Origin of the sequence: Flavobacterium sp. UGB4466, assembly GCF_903469665.1 — a bacterium.
Lineage (GTDB): Bacteria > Bacteroidota > Bacteroidia > Flavobacteriales > Flavobacteriaceae > Flavobacterium > Flavobacterium lipolyticum.
On the sequence record NZ_CAGKLC010000067.1, the window covers coordinates 1 to 18,725 of the forward strand.

Annotated in this window: 19 protein-coding genes; 5 read left to right on the forward strand and 14 right to left on the reverse strand. The window is 34.2% G+C overall.

Annotated features, from left to right (window positions below; all coding sequences use genetic code 11):
- Positions 1-304 (forward strand): TauD/TfdA family dioxygenase (locus tag JO950_RS15265; RefSeq protein ID WP_202703431.1); only part of this gene is annotated, 304 nt, incomplete at its 5' end.
- Between the two features lie 251 nt (positions 305-555).
- Here the strand turns inward: JO950_RS15265 and JO950_RS15270 are convergent.
- Positions 556-1,296, reverse strand: a complete 741-nt coding sequence (locus JO950_RS15270) for a hypothetical protein (RefSeq protein ID WP_202703432.1) — start codon at positions 1,294-1,296, stop codon at positions 556-558.
- A gap of 155 nt (positions 1,297-1,451) precedes the next feature.
- Here JO950_RS15270 and JO950_RS15275 point away from each other — a divergent pair, with 155 nt between their 5' ends.
- A complete protein-coding gene (locus tag JO950_RS15275) occupies positions 1,452-2,393 on the forward strand; it encodes a GyrI-like domain-containing protein (protein WP_202703433.1) in 942 nt (313 codons plus the stop codon).
- 217 nt (positions 2,394-2,610) lie between these two features.
- Here JO950_RS15275 and JO950_RS15280 read toward each other — a convergent pair whose 3' ends face one another.
- Together JO950_RS15280 and JO950_RS15285 are read right to left on the reverse strand one after the other, a co-directional pair.
- Positions 2,611-2,802 carry a hypothetical protein gene (locus JO950_RS15280; RefSeq protein ID WP_202703434.1) on the reverse strand — a complete coding sequence of 64 codons (192 nt, stop codon included), beginning with the start codon at positions 2,800-2,802 and terminating at the stop codon, positions 2,611-2,613.
- 90 nt (positions 2,803-2,892) lie between these two features.
- Positions 2,893-3,357 (reverse strand): DUF962 domain-containing protein, encoded by a 465-nt coding sequence (locus JO950_RS15285; protein WP_202703435.1) that lies wholly within the window; start codon positions 3,355-3,357, stop codon positions 2,893-2,895.
- A gap of 321 nt (positions 3,358-3,678) precedes the next feature.
- Between JO950_RS15285 and JO950_RS15290 the strand changes: the two genes are divergently transcribed.
- The gene (locus JO950_RS15290; RefSeq protein ID WP_202703436.1) at positions 3,679-3,915 is read left to right on the forward strand and encodes a hypothetical protein; all 237 of its coding nucleotides are present in this window, start codon (positions 3,679-3,681) and stop codon (positions 3,913-3,915) included.
- Here the strand turns inward: JO950_RS15290 and JO950_RS15295 are convergent.
- Together JO950_RS15295 and JO950_RS15300 are read right to left on the reverse strand one after the other, a co-directional pair.
- Positions 3,912-5,162, reverse strand: a complete 1,251-nt coding sequence (locus tag JO950_RS15295; protein WP_202703437.1) for a TMEM143 family protein — start codon at positions 5,160-5,162, stop codon at positions 3,912-3,914. The genes JO950_RS15290 and JO950_RS15295 overlap by 4 nt on opposite strands.
- 465 nt (positions 5,163-5,627) lie before the next feature.
- Entirely contained in the window at positions 5,628-6,095 is a 468-nt protein-coding gene (locus tag JO950_RS15300) for a hypothetical protein (protein ID WP_202703438.1), read from the reverse strand.
- A gap of 570 nt (positions 6,096-6,665) precedes the next feature.
- Here JO950_RS15300 and JO950_RS15305 point away from each other — a divergent pair.
- On the forward strand, positions 6,666-6,878 hold the full coding sequence (locus tag JO950_RS15305) for a hypothetical protein (protein WP_017497003.1): 213 nt from the start codon (positions 6,666-6,668) through the stop codon (positions 6,876-6,878).
- Positions 6,879-7,003: 125 nt separating this feature from the next.
- Entirely contained in the window at positions 7,004-8,533 is a 1,530-nt protein-coding gene (locus JO950_RS15310; protein ID WP_202703439.1) for a SulP family inorganic anion transporter, read from the forward strand.
- Positions 8,534-8,651: 118 nt separating this feature from the next.
- On the opposite strand, the gene JO950_RS15315 is transcribed toward JO950_RS15310, so the two are convergent.
- The 9 genes from JO950_RS15315 to miaB all read right to left on the reverse strand — a co-directional run bounded on the left by JO950_RS15315 (position 8,652) and on the right by miaB (position 18,549).
- Positions 8,652-9,851, reverse strand: a complete 1,200-nt coding sequence (locus JO950_RS15315; RefSeq protein WP_202703440.1) for an ectonucleotide pyrophosphatase/phosphodiesterase — start codon at positions 9,849-9,851, stop codon at positions 8,652-8,654.
- 288 nt (positions 9,852-10,139) lie between these two features.
- Complete coding sequence (gene groL, locus JO950_RS15320) at positions 10,140-11,768, reverse strand: chaperonin GroEL (RefSeq protein WP_017497000.1); 1,629 nt, start codon at positions 11,766-11,768, stop codon at positions 10,140-10,142.
- 153 nt (positions 11,769-11,921) lie between these two features.
- Positions 11,922-12,197, reverse strand: a complete 276-nt coding sequence (gene groES, locus JO950_RS15325) for a co-chaperone GroES (protein WP_012023920.1) — start codon at positions 12,195-12,197, stop codon at positions 11,922-11,924.
- Between the two features lie 144 nt (positions 12,198-12,341).
- Entirely contained in the window at positions 12,342-12,680 is a 339-nt protein-coding gene (gene secG, locus JO950_RS15330; protein WP_202703441.1) for a preprotein translocase subunit SecG, read from the reverse strand.
- Positions 12,681-12,683: 3 nt separating this feature from the next.
- Positions 12,684-14,024, reverse strand: coding sequence for a tetratricopeptide repeat protein (locus tag JO950_RS15335; protein WP_202703442.1), 1,341 nt, complete (start codon positions 14,022-14,024; stop codon positions 12,684-12,686).
- Between the two features lie 93 nt (positions 14,025-14,117).
- Positions 14,118-14,621: an LptE family protein gene (locus JO950_RS15340; RefSeq protein ID WP_202703443.1), complete on the reverse strand. Its 504-nt coding sequence runs from the start codon at positions 14,619-14,621 to the stop codon at positions 14,118-14,120.
- A gap of 175 nt (positions 14,622-14,796) precedes the next feature.
- Positions 14,797-16,050 carry a sigma-54-dependent Fis family transcriptional regulator gene (locus JO950_RS15345; protein WP_202703444.1) on the reverse strand — a complete coding sequence of 418 codons (1,254 nt, stop codon included), beginning with the start codon at positions 16,048-16,050 and terminating at the stop codon, positions 14,797-14,799.
- 22 nt (positions 16,051-16,072) lie between these two features.
- Entirely contained in the window at positions 16,073-17,023 is a 951-nt protein-coding gene (locus JO950_RS15350; protein WP_202703445.1) for a hypothetical protein, read from the reverse strand.
- A gap of 80 nt (positions 17,024-17,103) precedes the next feature.
- Entirely contained in the window at positions 17,104-18,549 is a 1,446-nt protein-coding gene (gene miaB / locus JO950_RS15355) for a tRNA (N6-isopentenyl adenosine(37)-C2)-methylthiotransferase MiaB (RefSeq protein ID WP_202703446.1), read from the reverse strand.
- Between the last annotated feature and the right edge of the window lie 176 nt (positions 18,550-18,725).

The following is an 18,725-nucleotide window of genomic DNA, read 5'->3' on the forward strand; positions in this document are numbered from 1 at the left end:
CCATAATCTATTACATAAAAAATGGAAATTCCGAAATCAGTATAGAAGTGTTTTAAGTCTCAATAATGGCAACTATTACATTTGTTATGACAGAATAACTATGGAATCATTTTCCGAAATCAATGAGAAGGAAATGGAAGAACTAAATAATTTAGATAAAATTTTTGAAGCTAATTCTTTTAAAATTAAATTAAAAAAGCAAGATTTAGTATTATTCAGAAATGATTTACTACTGCATGGACGAGATGAAATAGCTATAGACTCAAAAAGATTAATCAAAAGAATAAGGTTTAATATGAATTAAAAAGAGCTGTTCTCCAATTTTTAAATCTTCCAATAAACGCTTCAAATTCTGTACCGCCAAGATCACCTAAACACAAAAACCTATTTCGTAATGAAATAGGTTTTTTTTAGGTCTTTTTTTAACTGTTTTACACGTTTTGCTTGGTAAGTCCTGTGAAGCTCCCGTGACAGGTTTAAAATCATCTCAGATTATTGGACTTTGTAAAATTTATAGGCTGCATTATTTTAGTAATACTGCGATTGTAAAACCATTTACACACATACAAATTCCTTAAAATCGCTCAATTCTAATTGTATTGGAGTTTCATATCTTTTATTATTCAGGTCTGCGGTAAAAGATTTTTTGGGTTTTAAAGTTATTAGTCCTTTCGTAAAACTTATCGTATCAATCAAGGTATAAATATCCTCATAGAATTGAAGCTTGTAGTTTAATGAACCGCAAAAATTATTCTTCTTGTCTTTGTATTCAATTACAGCCATTGTTCCAATTTCTTCGACTTCAATCTGATAATAAATATCAATTTTAAAGGACTTGGTTTCTTTTGTTTTAAAATGAATTTTTATTTTGGTATCCAACTCAGAAATAAGCTTCTCAGTTTGATCTACTAATGCTAAATTTAAGTCATTACTTATTTTTCGCAGCACTTGGAATGTTATTGATTTAATCAGGCTGTTTTTTTCACTATCGGAAAATGATTGTAATTTTTCAGCGTTAATTCCAAAATCTAAATATTTAATTCTTTTGTCAACGTTTCTATTAGAAACTACAATTTCATTTTCTTTTAATACGGTTGTTAAATTGATGTATATATGATCAAATTCTCCATAAGTGCATTTTAGTTCGTTTAATTTTCTGGCAATTCGTTGTCCTATAAAATTTGTGTCTTTTGTTGGTACGAAAAGCTTACCTAGTTGTCGGGGGATGCTTTGCCCTTCAATATTTTGCTTTTCACTTTCGTAAAAGCGTATGTCTTTTAATATTCTGTCACCCATTTTTTAATCTTTATTGTTGGATAAATGTATTAATAATTTTGCTTCAGAAAAGGACTTTAAAAGAATAAAAAAATGTCTGATACATCCATAACTTTGTATTAATATTAGTTTGCATCTGTAAATGATATTTAACGTATATACTATAGATTAAAAGCATGACAAAGGAAGAGTCTATTAAAGAGTATTATTTTAGAATCAATAAGAGTATAGATTACATTAAGGAAAATCTTCATGAAGAGCTTTCTTTAGAAAAACTGGCAGCGCTTTCCAGCTTTTCAAAGTTTCATTTTCATAGAATTTTTAAGTCTGTTACAGGAAGAACAATCAATGAATTTATTAAAAATGCAAAGATAGAGAGGGCGCTGTTTTTCCTGATGAATAATCCGTCAAAGACAATTAGTGAAATAGCCAATGATTGTGGTTTTTTGAGTGTTTCCTCTTTTTCAAGGAGTTTTCGTGAAGTCAGACAGATGACACCAAGCGAATGGCGGGAGCAGTATAAAAATAGCAATATTCGTATAATAGATAGCAATATTGGAAAAATGCAGTCTGAAATCGAAAACTACCTTGCACTCAAATTAAATAATTTAAAAAATATTGAAATGAGTGAAATGAAAAAACTTGATTTTGAAGTTAAAAATCTTGAGGCGTTTAATGTTATTTACATCAGAAATCTCAATATCCACAGTCATGATAGTGAAACATTTGAAGAGATGTTTAAAAAGCTTTTCAGCTGGGCTACTCCAAGAAATTTAGTGAATTTTCCTGAAACCAAAGCATTAACCGTTTACAGAAGTAATGCTAATTTATCAGGAATGCTTCAGGCTGACGTTTGTTTGTCTGTTCCTGAGAAAATAGTTGGAGAGGGCATAGTGGGTAATACAATAATAAGTGGAGGATTATATGCCATTTTCCATAAAGAAGGACCAATGTCAGAATGTTTTAAAACCTGGAATTACATATACGAAGTGTGGTTTGAAGAAAATGGTTATCAGCCCGATAATAGAAATTTCTTTTTAAGTCATTTAAATGATCCTAAATTGCATCCGGAAAACCTTCATATTGTCGATATCTATATACCAATAAAATTACTGTAGGATTAATAACTTCTAAAATCGATTTTATGAAACTGTCATTTAGAGTCACATTTTCTGTTACAGCTAATGGTCTTCAATTTAATTTTAGAATAAATTATTTCTAAAAAGTATATATGAGGGTATTTGAAATAAGGTCTGAGAATTGATATTCTCAGGCCTTATTTTAATAATTCATTCGAAAACGATCTGATATCCGAGGCACGAAATTTTATCTCCGTTATTTTGCAGATCCTTTTTTTGCGTTTTTGATTAAAATGAAAATAGAGAATAAAAACACGATGCTATAAAGTGCTGCTAAAGCGGGTTTTTCGAAAGTTAGTTTTTCAAAGTCAAATTGTTTGTACAATGTTGCTCCTAAGATGATTGCAATAATTCCAAAAACAAATGATGATACTTTTTTGTTTTCCATTTTTTTAATGTTTTATAAGTATGTTAATTAGTATTTCCGCTAAAATGCAAGTATTCCTGAGGCTATCATTTCTAACATATAGGGTGTAAATTACTTCTTAGAAAATAAATTCTCCACTACCCAGGCCGGACCAATCATTAGAAATTGTAAATCTTTCAAAAAAGAAGGTTTTTTTCCTTCAATGTTATGTCCGTAGAATTGACCAATCCAGGCAATTATAAATACGCCAATAGAAAAGATCCATAACGGTAAAACTTGTCCGACATAGTAATTCACAACCAAACAAATTGCCGAAAAAACAGCAATTTTCAAAGCCATCGTTACCGACAGACGAAGATAAAAAAGAAGCACAAAAATTAGAACAACAGCCGCCCAGTTTTCCAGAACAGGAGCGTTCAGTTTTAAGGTATTGGAGATGAAATAACTTGGAATACTCATTAACAGTCCAACTATCGAAAAGTAGATCGCTGGTACACAAATATAATGTATCGCCTTATTCTTAGGGTTCTGATGACTCACAGCGTATTCATCAAACCATTGTTCTAATGTTCTCATTGTTTAGGGTTTAGAATAGTAAATCTACTAAAAAAAACTTTCGTTTTATCAATTTCAATTATTCTTAAAAATATACGATCTTAATTTTTAGGAGGATACCGATATGAAATGGAATTAGAGACAATGCAGATCTGCTTGTACTTTAGTACTAAAGAGGAATTTGTTTTTTTTAAAATAAATGTGGCAAAGTTTAGATTAAACACTCAAAAAAAATAATGTATTTGTCTTATTGTGATATTTTTATGGCTTAATTAGGTGTGCCATTTTTTTTTCCATTTCTAAATTTGACAATAAATAAAATAACTCCTTAAACAATTAGTCATGCATCAAGAAGAGATTAGAGAAGAGAAGACCGTAAAGGTTTATACAATCAATTATAAAAAAGAGAATGATGCTCAAAAAATGGCAGACGGTTTGCAACTATATAATCATACCGGGACTCAAAATAATTTATCAGAAGATCGGGTTGAAGTTGTAAAATTAATTTTTAATATACTTATTCTCCTTGCTTTTTTCTTTTCATTTATAGCATTGCTCATTATTAAATTTTTCAGTTAAATGTATTCAGAAACTTCTATTTTTTGATTGTAGTCAAAAACATTATCCCATAATGAGTCAACGGTTACCAATGCCTCATCTAAAGGGATAACACTCCATTTACCATTGGATTCAACGGCTAGTTTCATAGTTTTTAATTTCAACAAAGCATCCTGTACATCAAAGTCCAGATTTGCATTTAGTGTTGTTGTAAACCAGGACTCAATTTGATTGTCGAGTTCTTCGGCAGTAATGGGATATTCGGTTTTGTATAAAAAGGTATAGGCCAGTATCGTTTCTTTCAATACTTCTTCTTCAGAGGAATTTAGAAGTGAATAGAAAGCACCGCTATTGTTTCCGAGATTTTTAAAGTAAAGGCTGTCTGAAAGTATTTTAGAGTATTTGATTCTTTTATTGACAAAGTTACTGTACTGACGAAACAAATAAAGGGATAAAATACCCAGTGCAATTAAACCCTGATTTAAAGAGGCTTTGCTGTTTAATAAATCGATAGCTTCTCCCGATTGATACGCGGCATACATGCCAATCAAAGCAGGAATTACAGTTGTACTTAAAAGTGAAATTCCGCCTCCAATTCCAGGAACCCAAAAGAGCAACTTATCTTTGGTAGACATTCTTGGAATAGCATTTGGGAATATAGTTTCGAGATCGTTTTTAGGAACACGTTTAAAAATCTTTAAAGCAACCGAACCCGGTTCGATAGGCATTTTTCCCAGTTTTACTTTCTTTTCTTTAATATAATCAGCTTCGCTGTAATGAAGATAAATCAGGACACGATCGTAATATTCAATTTCAATTTCTTTCTTCCAGAAAAAATATTTTCGAATCTTTTCTTTTGCCTTATGATGTCCACGAACGTATAATTCGTAGTCTTTAAAGGCGTTGAAATCAATTGAAAGCTTCAAACCGATTAAGTCTGAATCTTCAAAAGCTTTGTCCAGTGTTTCCTGATCTATCCGACGATAATTCCCCTGTTCTAATACCGTAAGTAATGTTTTCTTGAAAACGTTGAAATCACTTTTACCTATAAAATTTTCGCGTTCTTTCAGACTTAAATCAGGATCAAACAAAGCGTAGTTTTGCTTCAGATTTCGATTAAGATTAAAAGCTTCGTAATGGAAATAGTGTTCGATAATATCAAACAGTTTTCTGAAATCATCCGTTTTCTTCGAATCTTTGGCAAAGACAGTTAGTTGTTGTTCCAATAGAAATTCCTTGTTAAAGGGAATATAGTGTTCTCGTGTCATAGAGATATTTAGGGGCTATAATTTTTTAAGGCTCAAAGATACAAAGTGATTTTGTTTTGATCATAGCTAGCTTTTAAAATTTGTTCGATGATCATCAGGAAAGAAATCTTTGCGGATGTTTTCGGCAGAAAGTAAGGAGTGTTTTCTTGTCAATTGAAAACGGTGCGTAAAAAAGTGAGATTTTTAATCGTTGGCATCGATTAAAAACCTCACTTAATTGTTCCAAAAAAAAATGACAATATTTAATAATTTTCTCTTAGGAAAACTACAGTTTAAAATAAAAATTATTTGTGGCAAAACTACCACTTAAGAAAGTTTTGGCAACACGTATTTATACCTGTTTTTGCGTTTTTTTGTCCAAAAAGATCAGAGATTTAAAGAATATTTTTCTTTGATTTCATTGCTTTAAGATTATTTTTTACGACTTGTTTTCTCTAGTGTGCTTAAAGTAGCATTTGTTGGGAATTAATCCGGTTCAGAATTTTTTAATGCTATTATTTTTTGAATGTATTGTATCAGATTTTCTTTTTCTACCGAAAATGGTGCTTTTTCATCTTCCGTATTCAGGTACAAATCTGCAATACTTTGAGCATCCATATTTTTATTCACGTAATGGTATTCGGTATATCTAATAATGCTTTCTACAAAAAGTTCTTGCAGTTTGCCTTTTTCTATAGTTTCTTCGTCACCATTTTTTATTTTTTCTATTTCAGATTCCGGTAAATCAATAGTGAGGTAAGTTGTATCTACGGCCACATTCGAAAGCATTTCTTGAGTAGCTTTTCCTGAAGCATTACAATAAGCACAAGGACCCGGTGCCCATTTTAATTGTTTGTTTAAACGTCGTATGTCTTCCCAGTCTACAAAACCTTTCCCAAGACATCTTGGGCATCCTGAATTTGATTTTTTAAATAGAAAACTAAAAAAAGGCATTTTTCCGAAAATTTAGGTTAAAGTTGTTTGGTCTTGCGAAGATAATTTTTTTATGTAAGAAAATTATTTTTAAAGCAGATTGTTTTTTTGAGAATTTGAGGGGATTTTATGGAGAGAAAGCATTTGGTTTTTATCGTATAGATATAAAGTGCGTTTCTGTATCAGGTATTTGACTGGAATCTCGTTTAGCTGCTTTGTTTTTTTATTTTTTTTATGAAAAAAGGATAATTTCTTCACGTACAGAATCTAATTTAGAAAGTTTTTGCTTACATTTAGGCACCTCAAATCTCAAGAGAATCTACAAGTTAGGGCAATCGGATTTTAAACCTGAAATCGCCTGAATAGAGAGCATTATGTCTAAGCTATTCGTTTTTTATGTGCTAGAGTTTATAAAGTTTGGATGTATGTGTAACAGAAATTAAGAACGAACGTCTAAGTTATTTGTAATTAGCAGAAAGCTCCCGAATTTTTTAGATTGGGGATTTTCATGATTCATTTTATAGTAGGTTTATAATTCAGCTTGATTCCGTAATTCGTTGATCATTTTATGTATCATTAAAGTAGAAAGATATGGTTGTTGAAGTTTTTAAAACAAATGTGCAGAAAGAGGCAGATAAAAATTATGTCATTGCCGTTATTCAAAGCCAGTTTCCTGATTATAAAATCAACTTTGACTTAGAAGATTGTGATAAAATATTGCGTATAGAAGGCATTGATTTAGAGCCTGAGAATATTATCGATTATGTGAATTGTTTAGGATATACTTGTGTAAAATTAGAATAATTAGAATATGATAAATTTTATTGTTTTTTGTTTTTTACTGTTGGTAAAACAGTTTTTAAATTAAGTTTTAGTATAGGAAAGCTTTCTTTAAGTATGTGCACATTATTTTTTAAATTTGTGTGCTTATGAAAAAAAGGACTCCTCTTTTTGATTTTACTCAAAAGGTCAACTATAAAAACGAAATTTTAGCGGGATTAACAGTTGCGATGACAATGATTCCAGAATCGTTATCGTTTGCAATTTTGGCCGGTTTTCCACCTTTGGTTGGTTTATATGCTGCTTTTATTGCGGGTTTGGTTACCTCGGTTTTTGGAGGCAGACCCGGGATGATTTCGGGTGGAGCGGGAGCCACTGTTATTGTTTTAATTGCTTTAATGAAAGCACACGGTATCGAATATGTTTTCGCGGCCGTGGCGCTTGGAGGCATCTTCCAGATTTGTATCGGACTTTTTAAACTCGGAAAATTTATCAGATTGGTGCCGCAGCCCGTTATGTATGGCTTTGTAAACGGACTTGCCGTGGTTATTTTTATGTCGCAGCTGGAGCAATTTAAAATTGTGGTGAATGGGCAAACCACTTGGTTACAAGGATCTCAATTGTATATTATGCTTGCTTTAGTAGTGCTTACCATTGGTATTGTATTGCTTTTTTCAAAGATTACAAAAGCAGTTCCGGCCTCTTTGGTGGCAATTATTGTCGTATTTGCTGTCGTATTGATGTTTAATATTGACACAAAAACCGTTCAGGATATTGCCTCTGTCCAGGGAGGATTTCCGCCCTTTCATATTCCAAATATCCCGTTGTCTTTTGAAACCATTAAGATCCTATTTCCATATTCGGTAATTGTTGCGGCAGTGGGCTTAACAGAAGGTTTACTAACATTGAATCTTGTCGATGAAATAACGGGTACAAGGGGTAATAGCAACAGAGAATGTATTGCTCAGGGGAGTTCTAACATTTTGAATGGTTTCTTTTTTGGAATGGGGGGGTGCCCCATGATTGCACAAACACTGGTTAATCTTTCTGCCGGTTCGAGAGCACGACTTTCGGGAATAATTGCTTCTTTAACGATTTTATTGATTATCCTTTTTGGAGCTCCTGTAATCGGTAAATTACCAATGGCTGCTTTAGTAGGCGTCATGATGATGGTTGCGATTACCACTTTTGAATGGGCGAGTTTCAGGATTATTAACAAAATGCCGGCGCATGATATTTTTGTGGGTGTTTTGGTGGCAGTTGTTACTATTTTACTGCACAATCTGGCGTTAGCGGTTTTGATTGGAGTGATTATTTCTGCCTTGGTTTTTGCCTGGGAAAGTGCCAAAAGAATTCGTGCCAGACATTATATTGATGAGAAAGGGACAAAACATTACGAAATCTATGGACCATTATTTTTTGGTTCTACTACTGCTTTTATAGAAAAATTCGATCCTGCAAACGATCCCAATCATGTGATTATTGATTTTAAAGAAAGCCGCATCGCAGATATGTCGGCCATCGAAGCATTGAATAATTTGACGAAAAAATACAGTCAGTTAAACAAAGTGATTGAACTGAAGCATTTAAGCAAAGACTGTATTGTTTTACTTAAAAATGCTGAAGCTGTTATTGCCGTAAATGTAATTGAAGATCCAACGTACAAAGTTGTTTCTTAGTAGTTTAATGTGGCAATTAGAGAATATGATAATTAGAGAATATGATAATTAGATAATGTGTCAATTAGAAAATTTTAAGCGTAACGTACAGTAATTATTTAATTGCCACATTATCTAATTATTTAAGCATGTTGCTAACTTCGGAGAATTTTCCATCTACTTCATCGATTTGCAAGCCGAGAATATGAGCAATTAAAGGGTATACCGAAACATTCTGAAACGATCCGACCGTTTTATTTATTTTAAAAGCGGGGCCTTTAGCATAAAAAATGGCCTGCATGTCTTTTTCTTTGTTGTCGTATCCGTGTGTACCTCCGCTTACATGTACCGATTTTTCTTTTACTAAACTGTATCCTTTTTTGGCTTCAATGACAAAATCATGAACTCTCGGATTAGTTCCGAAGTGTAATCTTTTAGGAACCTCTTGGGATTTCCAAAATTTAATATGCGGTACTTTCTTTAAAGCATTTGCGATCGAATCCTGAAAGCCGGGTTTTGCCTGAAGACTCATGATGGGATTAATTACAGCATTATAACCAAGCCATTCGGGTTTTAGGTAATCCAGAACGGCTACTTTTTTATCATCGCTAATGTTGGCCATTCCATGATCTGAAACGATAATTAAATTGATCTGTCTCCCAATGGATAATTGATTTAGTTTAGAAGATAGTCGCCCCATAAGAGTATCCATTCTTCGGATTGCTTTTTCGTTTTCAGGAGAAAGTGGACCAAATGAATGACCGGTATGATCTGGTTCATCAAAATAAAGTGTGATAAAATGCGGGCGTTGTTTTTCGGGAAGCTGAAGCCATTTGATTACGGTATCAATGCGGGTTTCGTAAGGAATTTTGTTGTCGTACTCTTTATAAATACTAGGTCTTTTTTGATCTGTATCTGATCCCGGCCAGAAAAAAGAAGCGGCTTTTACTCCCTGTTGTTCAGCAACGTTCCAAATCGGATTTCCGCCATAAAAACGGGAATCATTTTTGGCATTTGAAGACAATGAAAAGGATTCGTTTAATGCCGCATCGTAAAAAACATTATTAATGATTCCATGATGATCGGGGTAGAGTCCGGTAACGATGGCATAATGGTTGGGAAAGGTTTTACTGGGATAAGAAGGTCGCATTGATTTGGCATGGACACCTTCTTTTGCTATTTGGGCGAGATTTTGAAGTTTGAAATGTTTAGCATAATCCCAACGAAATCCATCCATAGAAACTAAAACCACATAAGTATCTTTATTGGTCTGAGCATGTAATATAAAAGAAATCGAAAAGAAAAGTAAGGATAGGAGAGCGGTAAAGTGCTTTTTCATTGTTGTAATTATTGAATTACAAAGTTATCAATAAGCGCTTTCATCCGCAAAAACAGAATGTTAAACAATCATAAAGTAAAAAAGTTTGCCACGAATTACACGAATTTTCACGAATGCTTTATCTGAAAGATCTTGCCACAGATTAAAAAGATTCTCACAGATTGTAAATTTTTTAATCCTTTAATCTGTGGCTGGAAAATAATGGCCTGCGAGAATTCTGGGCAAAAAAAATATAAAAAAAAACGCCAGATCGAAATCCGGCGTTTTGAGTTTTAAAGAAAAGAACGATTACATCATTCCTGGCATACCGCCACCCATTGGCATACCGCCAGCGTTTTCTTCTTTAATATCGATTAACGCACACTCAGTAGTTAAGATCATTCCTGAAACCGAAGCAGCATTTTCTAACGCTACACGAGTTACTTTTTTAGGATCGATAATACCAGCTTTAAGCATGTCTACGTATTCATCAGTTTTAGCATTGTAACCAAAGTCTCCAGAACCTTCACCCACTTTTGCTACTACTACAGAACCTTCAAGACCTGCATTTTCAACAATAGTTCTTAATGGAGATTCAACAGCACGAGATACAATTTGAATTCCGGTTGCTTCGTCAGCATTATCCGCTTTAAGGTCAGCCAAAGCAGCTTTAGCTCTTAATAAAGCAACACCACCACCTGCAACGATTCCTTCTTCAACAGCAGCACGTGTTGCGTGTAAAGCATCGTCAACTCTGTCTTTTTTCTCTTTCATTTCAACTTCAGAAGCAGCACCAACATAAAGAACAGCAACACCACCAGCTAATTTAGCCAAACGCTCTTGCAATTTTTCTTTATCATAATCAGAGGTTGTAGCCTCCATTTGACCTTTAATTTGGTTTACTCTGTTTTTGATGATATCAGCTTCACCAGCACCACTTACAATAGTTGTGTTGTCTTTGTCGATAGAAACTCTTTTTGCCGTTCCTAACATTTCGATAGTTGTATTTTCTAGTGTATAACCTCTTTCTTCAGAAATTACAGTTCCACCAGTTAAGATTGCGATGTCTTCTAACATTGCTTTTCTTCTGTCTCCAAAGCCAGGTGCTTTAACAGCAGCGATTTTTAATGCTCCACGTAATTTATTCACTACAAGAGTTGATAAAGCTTCTCCGTCAACATCTTCAGCGATGATCAATAATGGCTTTCCAGATTGAGCAACTGGCTCTAAAACAGGTAGTAATTCTTTTAAAGAAGATACTTTTTTGTCGTATAATAAGATGTATGGAGAGTCTAATTCAACTTCCATTTTCTCAGGATTTGTTACGAAGTAAGGAGAAAGGTATCCTCTGTCAAACTGCATACCTTCAACAACATCTACAAACGTATCAGTTCCTTTAGCTTCTTCAACAGTAATAACCCCTTCTTTACCTACTTTTGCAAATGCAGTAGCGATTAGTTCTCCAATCACTTCGTCATTGTTTGCAGAGATAGAAGCAATTTGTTTGATTTTATCAGAATCACTTCCAACTACTTTTGCTTGTTTCGCAAGGTCAGCAACGATTGCTTCAACGGCTTTGTCGATACCACGTTTCAAATCCATTGGATTTGCTCCTGCAGCAACGTTTTTAAGACCTTCTTTTACGATTGCCTGAGCTAAAACTGTAGCAGTTGTAGTTCCGTCACCCGCTAAATCATTAGTTTTAGAAGCTACTTCTTTAACCATTTGCGCGCCCATATTTTCTAATGGGTCTTTTAATTCGATTTCTTTTGCAACCGAAACACCATCTTTAGTAACCGTTGGTCCACCAAATGATTTTCCGATAATTACATTACGACCTTTTGGTCCAAGAGTTACTTTTACAGCATTTGCCAATGCATCAACACCACGTTTTAATCCGTCACGTGCTTCAATATCAAATTTTATATCTTTTGCCATTTTTTATTATTGCTTTAGGCAGTAGGCTTTACGCTTTATGCTCTCTCTACTGACTGGATTAGTATTTATTTTATTTTTGCTTTAAGCTTTAGGCAATATGCTTTAAGCTTTTTGAAAAGCCTACCGCATAAAGCTTATAGCTTACGGCCATTTTTAGATAATCGCAAGGATATCATCTTCACGCATGATCAAATAATCAGTCCCTTCCAGTTTTAATTCTGTTCCTGCATATTTACCGTATAGAACAGTGTCGCCCACTTTTACAGTCATAGTGTGATCTTTAGATCCGTTTCCTACTGCAACTACAGTTCCTTTTTGTGGTTTCTCTTTGGCAGTATCTGGAATAAAGATTCCTGATGCAGTTTTAGTTTCAGCTGCAACAGGCTCAATAAGTACGCGGTCTGAAAGCGGTTTTATGTTTAAAGCCATGATTTATTATATTATTAGGTTATACGTTTTTTTTATGTTCTAGAAACTTTCAGAAACTGTGCCATGCTGGTAAAACTGACATTATTTCTTAAAAAAAATGCCAGCTTTTGACAGGCTGGCATTTTATAGTGATATTGAAATGTATTATTTAGCTGCAGGCGTTGCCGGAGCAGGTGTTTGTTGAGCAGGAGTAGCTGGTGTAGCAGCAGGCGCTTCAGTTTTTTCAATGATTTTAGAGTCACTGTCGCTTAATGATCCTGTAAAGCTTAAGCTAGAAAGTAAAATTAAAGCAATTAAAATAGTAGCCAATGTCCAAGTACTTTTGTCTAAAAAGTCAGTTGTTTTTTGTACTCCACCTAACATTTGAGTTCCGCTAATTGTAGAAGACAATCCGCCTCCTTTAGGGTTTTGAACCATGATTACTACGATCAATAGAAAACAAACTATTGTGATTAAAACTAAGAAAATTGAAAATGTACTCATTGTTTAAATATTATTGTTATTTTGTTGTAAAATCTTTATATCCGAAATACGGTCTGCAAAGAAACTAATTTTTTCTGGATATTTCAAAATTAATATTTCATATGCTTGTATTGCTTTGGTGTATTTTTTTTGTTCCAAATATACTCTGGCCAAAGTTTCTGTCATTAAGTAAGAATTATCTTCTTTGCTTAGGTCTGATTGTACGGTCTGCGTTATTGCAGTTTGTTTGATAGGAGAGATCTTTGGATTGGTTTCGATGAATTTATCGATCAATTCTGCTTTTTTCTTTTTCTCTTCGTCAATTGATTCCGTTACTGTTGTAGATTCGGTTGCTTTTTCAGGCTCTTTTATTTCGGGTGAAGTTTCTTCGCTTCTGTCAATTGGTTCTGTTCTTGCTAATTGCAGCCATTCCTGAAAAGAATGTTTCTCGTTAACAGAAAAGTCTAAAGGCTGTCCTATTTCCAGATTTTCTTCCGCTGTTTTTACACTCTCGGGAACTTCGGCTTCTTTTGGTTCCTCGATTAATTCAGATTGTTCGGAAACAACCGTTGTAGCTTCTTTGATAGAATTTAATATCGATTGCTCAACAGGGGTAACTTTTACTTCTTTAACTTCTGGTTTTATTTCCTGAATTTCTTCCTCAACGATTTCATCAAAGAAAGTTGGTGTTGGCTCTTTGGTTGGAGGTAATACAGGTTGTTGTTCCGTCAACTCTGTTTCCGGCTGCGCCGTTTCTACAGGTTCTTCCAAAATGATCGGAGCAACTTCTATAGGTTCGGCAACAATAAATTGTTCTGTAACAGATTCGACAGCTTTTTCTATTGTTTTTACCGGCTCTTCAAAAGTTACGGTTGCCGCTTCTTGTGCGTAATCTAGTATTGATTGGTCAATAAATAGATTTACAGGTTTTTCTTCTACTTTTACAGGTGCTTCAAAAGTTACTGTTGTAGCTTCTTTTATAGAATCCAAAATAGATTGCTCGATTGGATTAACACGTACTTCCGGTGCTTTTTTGACTTCTTCAAAGGATACGATCTCACTGTCAAAAACTTTAATTTCCATAAGGTCTCTAAGTTTCTTATCGTAATATTCACTTTGAATCGAAGTGAAAGATTCAGAAGTAATAAAATCAAATAAAACGGTACGATCCGTAGTATGAGCTGCTGTGACTTTTAACGCATAATTATACTTAAAACTGTTTTGATCGTAAAGTCCTTTTAAGCGCAAGGCTCTTGCACTTTGAAAATAAGGAAATTCATTCAAAACACTTCCCAATGCTTCTGCCTGCTTTTCGGTGATAGCATCAGGCTTGTTCATTAAGTAGGTATAATCGGTTACATTCATTTATTCTTTTGTTTAATCGTTTATGGGTTTAATCGCTTATTTGTTTAACTGTTTAATCGCTTAAAGGTTTTAATGATTCGACAGAAAAGCAAATTACCATTTTGCTAGTGACTCGTTAAAAATATCTTGTGTGATTCTTTCAAAAATAACCTGAATAGCTGTATTTAGAGTAGCTCCGGTAGGTAGCCCCTGTCCTGGGAAATCATAGTAAAATTCAAATGTTTTTTCGAAATCATCTTTTTCCTTCTTTTTATTGGTAAACCTCACATGTACACGAATACTCAAACGGTTTTGAAAAGCTCCCTGATCGGCTGTTGCCGTCATTGGGGTAGTTCTGTAATCTACAATTTCTCCTTCGTAAACTAAATCACCACTATTACTTACCAGGTTTAAATTGGTTTGATTTTGAATTAAGTCTTGTAAGGTCAATGTAAAAGTTCGGTCAATTCCCGGTTCAATTAAATCAGCATTATTTTGAAAAAAGTTAACCTGAAAAGTTTTGGCATCGATGTTTCCTGTTCCTGTAAAGTTGTAAACAGAACAACCGCTTAATAGGAACAAGCTCATTAAGGCTAATAAAGAATATATTTTTTTCATAATATCAATTGGGTGTAAATTCCAAATATAAAATTCCAAATTTTTAAGGAATCCCATTTTTTTTCAAATATAATAATTTGGATTTGAGCGCTGGCGAACCGACGAAGCAAATTGGATTTTATTTTTTTGTCTCAGCTTTTAAACCTGAAATTTAAAATTTGAGAATTATTTATTTTTATAAATCGAATTGTTTAATTTTTCTATATAAAGTTCTTTCGGAAATGCCTAATTCGTCTGCAGCAGCTTTTCGCTTTCCTTTGTTTTTTTCTAGTGACTTTTTGATCATCTCGATTTCTTTCTGTTCTAAGCGCAGAACCTCTTCTTCTTCAATGGTTTCTGCAAACAGATAATTGTCGTCCTGCATCTGATAATTGTCCTCGCGTGGAGTAGGTGTCATTACGGCGGTCCTTGGTTCTTCTTCAAAGTCTATTTCGCTTTCATTTTCCTGAGAACCATATATTTTCTGAATTAAATTCGGATTGATGTCCTGCACTTTTGTGCCATTCTTCATCAGTTCTAAAGTGAGTTTTTTCAAATCGTTCAGATCACTTTTCATATCAAAAAGCACTTTGTATAAGATGTCTCTTTCGGTGCTGAAATCACTTTCTTTTTTGCTATCGTTAATAACAGAAGGCAGACTGCTTCCTTCAGTAGGTAAATACGATTGTAAAATAGCGGATGAAATATCGCGATTGGTTTCCAGAACCGAGATCTGTTCGGCCACATTTCGCAATTGACGAATGTTTCCGTTCCATCTGAATTTCTGAAGAAGCTGTACCGCATCATCGTCTAATTTTAAGGGAGGCATTTTGTATTTGTGCGCAAAGTCGGCTACGAATTTTCGGAACAACAAATGAATGTCGTCGTTTCTTTCACGCAATGGCGGTAAAGTAATTTCGACAGTCGTTAAACGATAATATAAATCTTCACGGAATTTTCCTTTTTCGATTGCATTGAACAGGTTCACGTTTGTAGCGGCTACAATTCTCACATTTGTTTTCTGAACTTGCGACGAACCTACTTTAATAAACTCACCATTTTCAAGTACACGAAGCAAACGAACCTGAGTAGTTAAAGGTAATTCTCCAACTTCATCCAGAAAAATGGTTCCTCCGTCAGCTACTTCAAAATACCCTTCACGAGTGCTTGTTGCTCCAGTAAAGGCTCCTTTTTCGTGTCCGAAAAGTTCACTGTCAATGGTTCCTTCCGGAATGGCTCCGCAGTTTACTGCAATATATTTCCCATGTTTTCTGTGTGAAAGCGAATGGATGATTCGTGGAATATTTTCTTTACCAACACCACTTTCCCCAGTTACCATAACCGAAATATCTGTTGGAGCAACCTGAATGGCTTTTTCAATGGCACGATTTAATTTTGGGTCATTACCAATAATCTCAAATCGTTGTTTTATTGCTTGAACTGTTTCCATAAAATAGTTATTTCTTGGATTATTATTTAACAGAATAATTAAAAGTCAGGCCTCCGTATTCTTTATTGTCTTCGGTTGAGATTCTGGACATTTTTAAAGGTAAGTTATTCAACTGATAACTATAAGTGTTTTTATATACATTGTCGATTGGAATACCTCCAAACTCACCGACAGGATAAGTAGTTTTTATTAAATTATTTTTTCCTGTGCCTGCAACATGATCCTGAATACTTCCTCTTTCCAAAACAAAAGGATACCCATTGCTTAAAATATAGTTCATATAATGATTCATATAAACCTGATGTACTGGGTTTATTTTATCATCATATTCGTAGGTAACAGATTCGGCGTACAGATTTGCAGGACTGTCTGGTAAATCGTGCGTACCATCTGCCGATATTTTTAATGAAATCAAATTTTTGTTTTTATCATATTTCAAAGTTGCATAGGAGGTTGTTCTTATTGGTCTGTTCTCTTTAGCAGGATAATCAACATAATTGTGTTTAGAAATAAGTAGCCCTTCATTGTTAAATGTGTACTGAACTTTTACATGATTAAAATTTGGATCATCCGTAGAAATCAATTCGCCAGTCACAACATTTTTATTGTGAGTAAATAACCAAACAAAAAGTTTTCCTGCGGTCCCGGCTTTTCTGGAATCCTTCTCCATTTTAATAATTTGGCCATTACTATCATAAGTAAAAGTGGTTGTCAGAGCACTATCAGGACCTACAGCTATTTCAGTCATTCTGTTGTTAGAGTCGTACGAAAAATCTATAAATATTTCTCCTTTTGAACGCGTTATTTTATCGTATCGGGTGCCCTCATTATCAAATAGATGTATATTTCCGTATTCACCATGTTCTTTATAGTTTTTTAAAATAGTACCTTTTGTATTATCATCAGTAGGAGAGTCATTACTTGAGCATGATACCACAAATAAAGAAAAGAATATAATAATGAAATTTTTCATAAAAGAAAACAGATAAAAAAGTTATACATTTTTTCAATTTTCCAGTTACGGAAATAACTTGGAAATTGAGAACTGAAGCATTAATTCATTTCAGAATATCCAACCGCTTCGCCTTTCAGCGTTCCGCTAGTACAGCTAGTGATTTTTACGTTTACGAAATCCCCAATTTTATAATCTTCTTTTGGGAAAACTACCGTGATGCTTTGCGAATTTCTTCCTGAGAATTCTTCTTTTGATTTTTTTGAAACTTTCTCTACCAGAACTTCTACAACCTGTCCAACAAATTCTTCGCTTCTAAACCAGGCATGTTTTTGCTGTAGGTCAACGATTTCCTGTAATCTTCTGGCTTTGGTTTCTTCAGCAACATCATCTTCCATTTTTCTTCCTGCCAAAGTTCCGGGACGCTCAGAGTACGAATACATATAACCGAAATTATATTTCACATATTCCATTAAGCTCATAGTGTCCTGGTGATCTTGTTCGGTTTCTGTTGGAAAACCGGCAATCATATCTTGTGAAATCGACGCATTCGGAATGATTGCTCTGATTTTATCAATCAAAGTCATGTATTCTTCACGAGTGTGCAGACGATTCATTTCTTTTAAAATTCTGTTACTTCCCGACTGAACCGGTAAGTGAATGTGTTTGCAGATATTAGGATGTTTGGCAATAACGTGTAGTACACTCTCATGCATATCCTGTGGATTTGAAGTCGAAAAACGAATGCGCATTTTTGGAAAACCAACGGCAACCATTTCCAGCAACTGATCGAAATCAACGGCTGTTGCTTTTTGCATTTCAGAAGCATTTACAAAATCCTTCTTTAATCCGCCGCCATACCAAAGATAACTGTCTACATTTTGCCCTAAAAGAGTAATTTCTTTAAAGCCTTTGCTCCATAGATCCTGAATTTCATTCATGATGCTTTGTGGTTCACGGCTGCGTTCACGTCCGCGTGTAAAAGGTACAACGCAAAAGGTACACATGTTATCACAGCCTCGGGTAATCGAAACCAGAGCAGTAATACCGTTACTCATCAAACGAACAGGTGAGATATCTCCGTACGTTTCTTCTTTGGATAAAATTACATTGATGGCGTCACGTCCCTCTTCAACTTCCGCTAATAAATTCGGCAGATCTTTGTAAGCATCAGGTCCAACGACAAGATCGACTATTTTCTCTTCCTCTAAAAATTGACTTTTCAAACGTTCGGCCATACAGCCCAGAACGCCCACTTTCATTTTCGGATTGATACGCTTTACAGCATTATATTTTTCCAGACGTTTGCGAATAGTCTGTTCTGCCTTGTCTCGAATCGAGCAGGTGTTTACCAGAACCAAATCGGCGTCTTCAAGAGTTTGTGTGGTGTTAAATCCGTTTTCAGATAAAATGGAAGCTACAATTTCACTGTCCGAAAAATTCATCGCACAACCGTAACTTTCAATAAAAAGCTTTTTAGTATTCTCAGGTTTGTTTTCCAAAACGAGACTTTCGCCTTGTTTACTTTCCTCAATAATCTTTTCCATTGTATAATTTCAAAGTGCAAAGATAATGTAAATGGAGGGAATGTGACAAGATGGCAGAGAAAAGATTTTTGATTTTACTACGATTAGGATTTGCAATTAATATTCAACAATCTGCAATCTAAAATCTGAAATCTAAAATCTACAATCTAAAATTATATATGTATAAAGTGAGATTA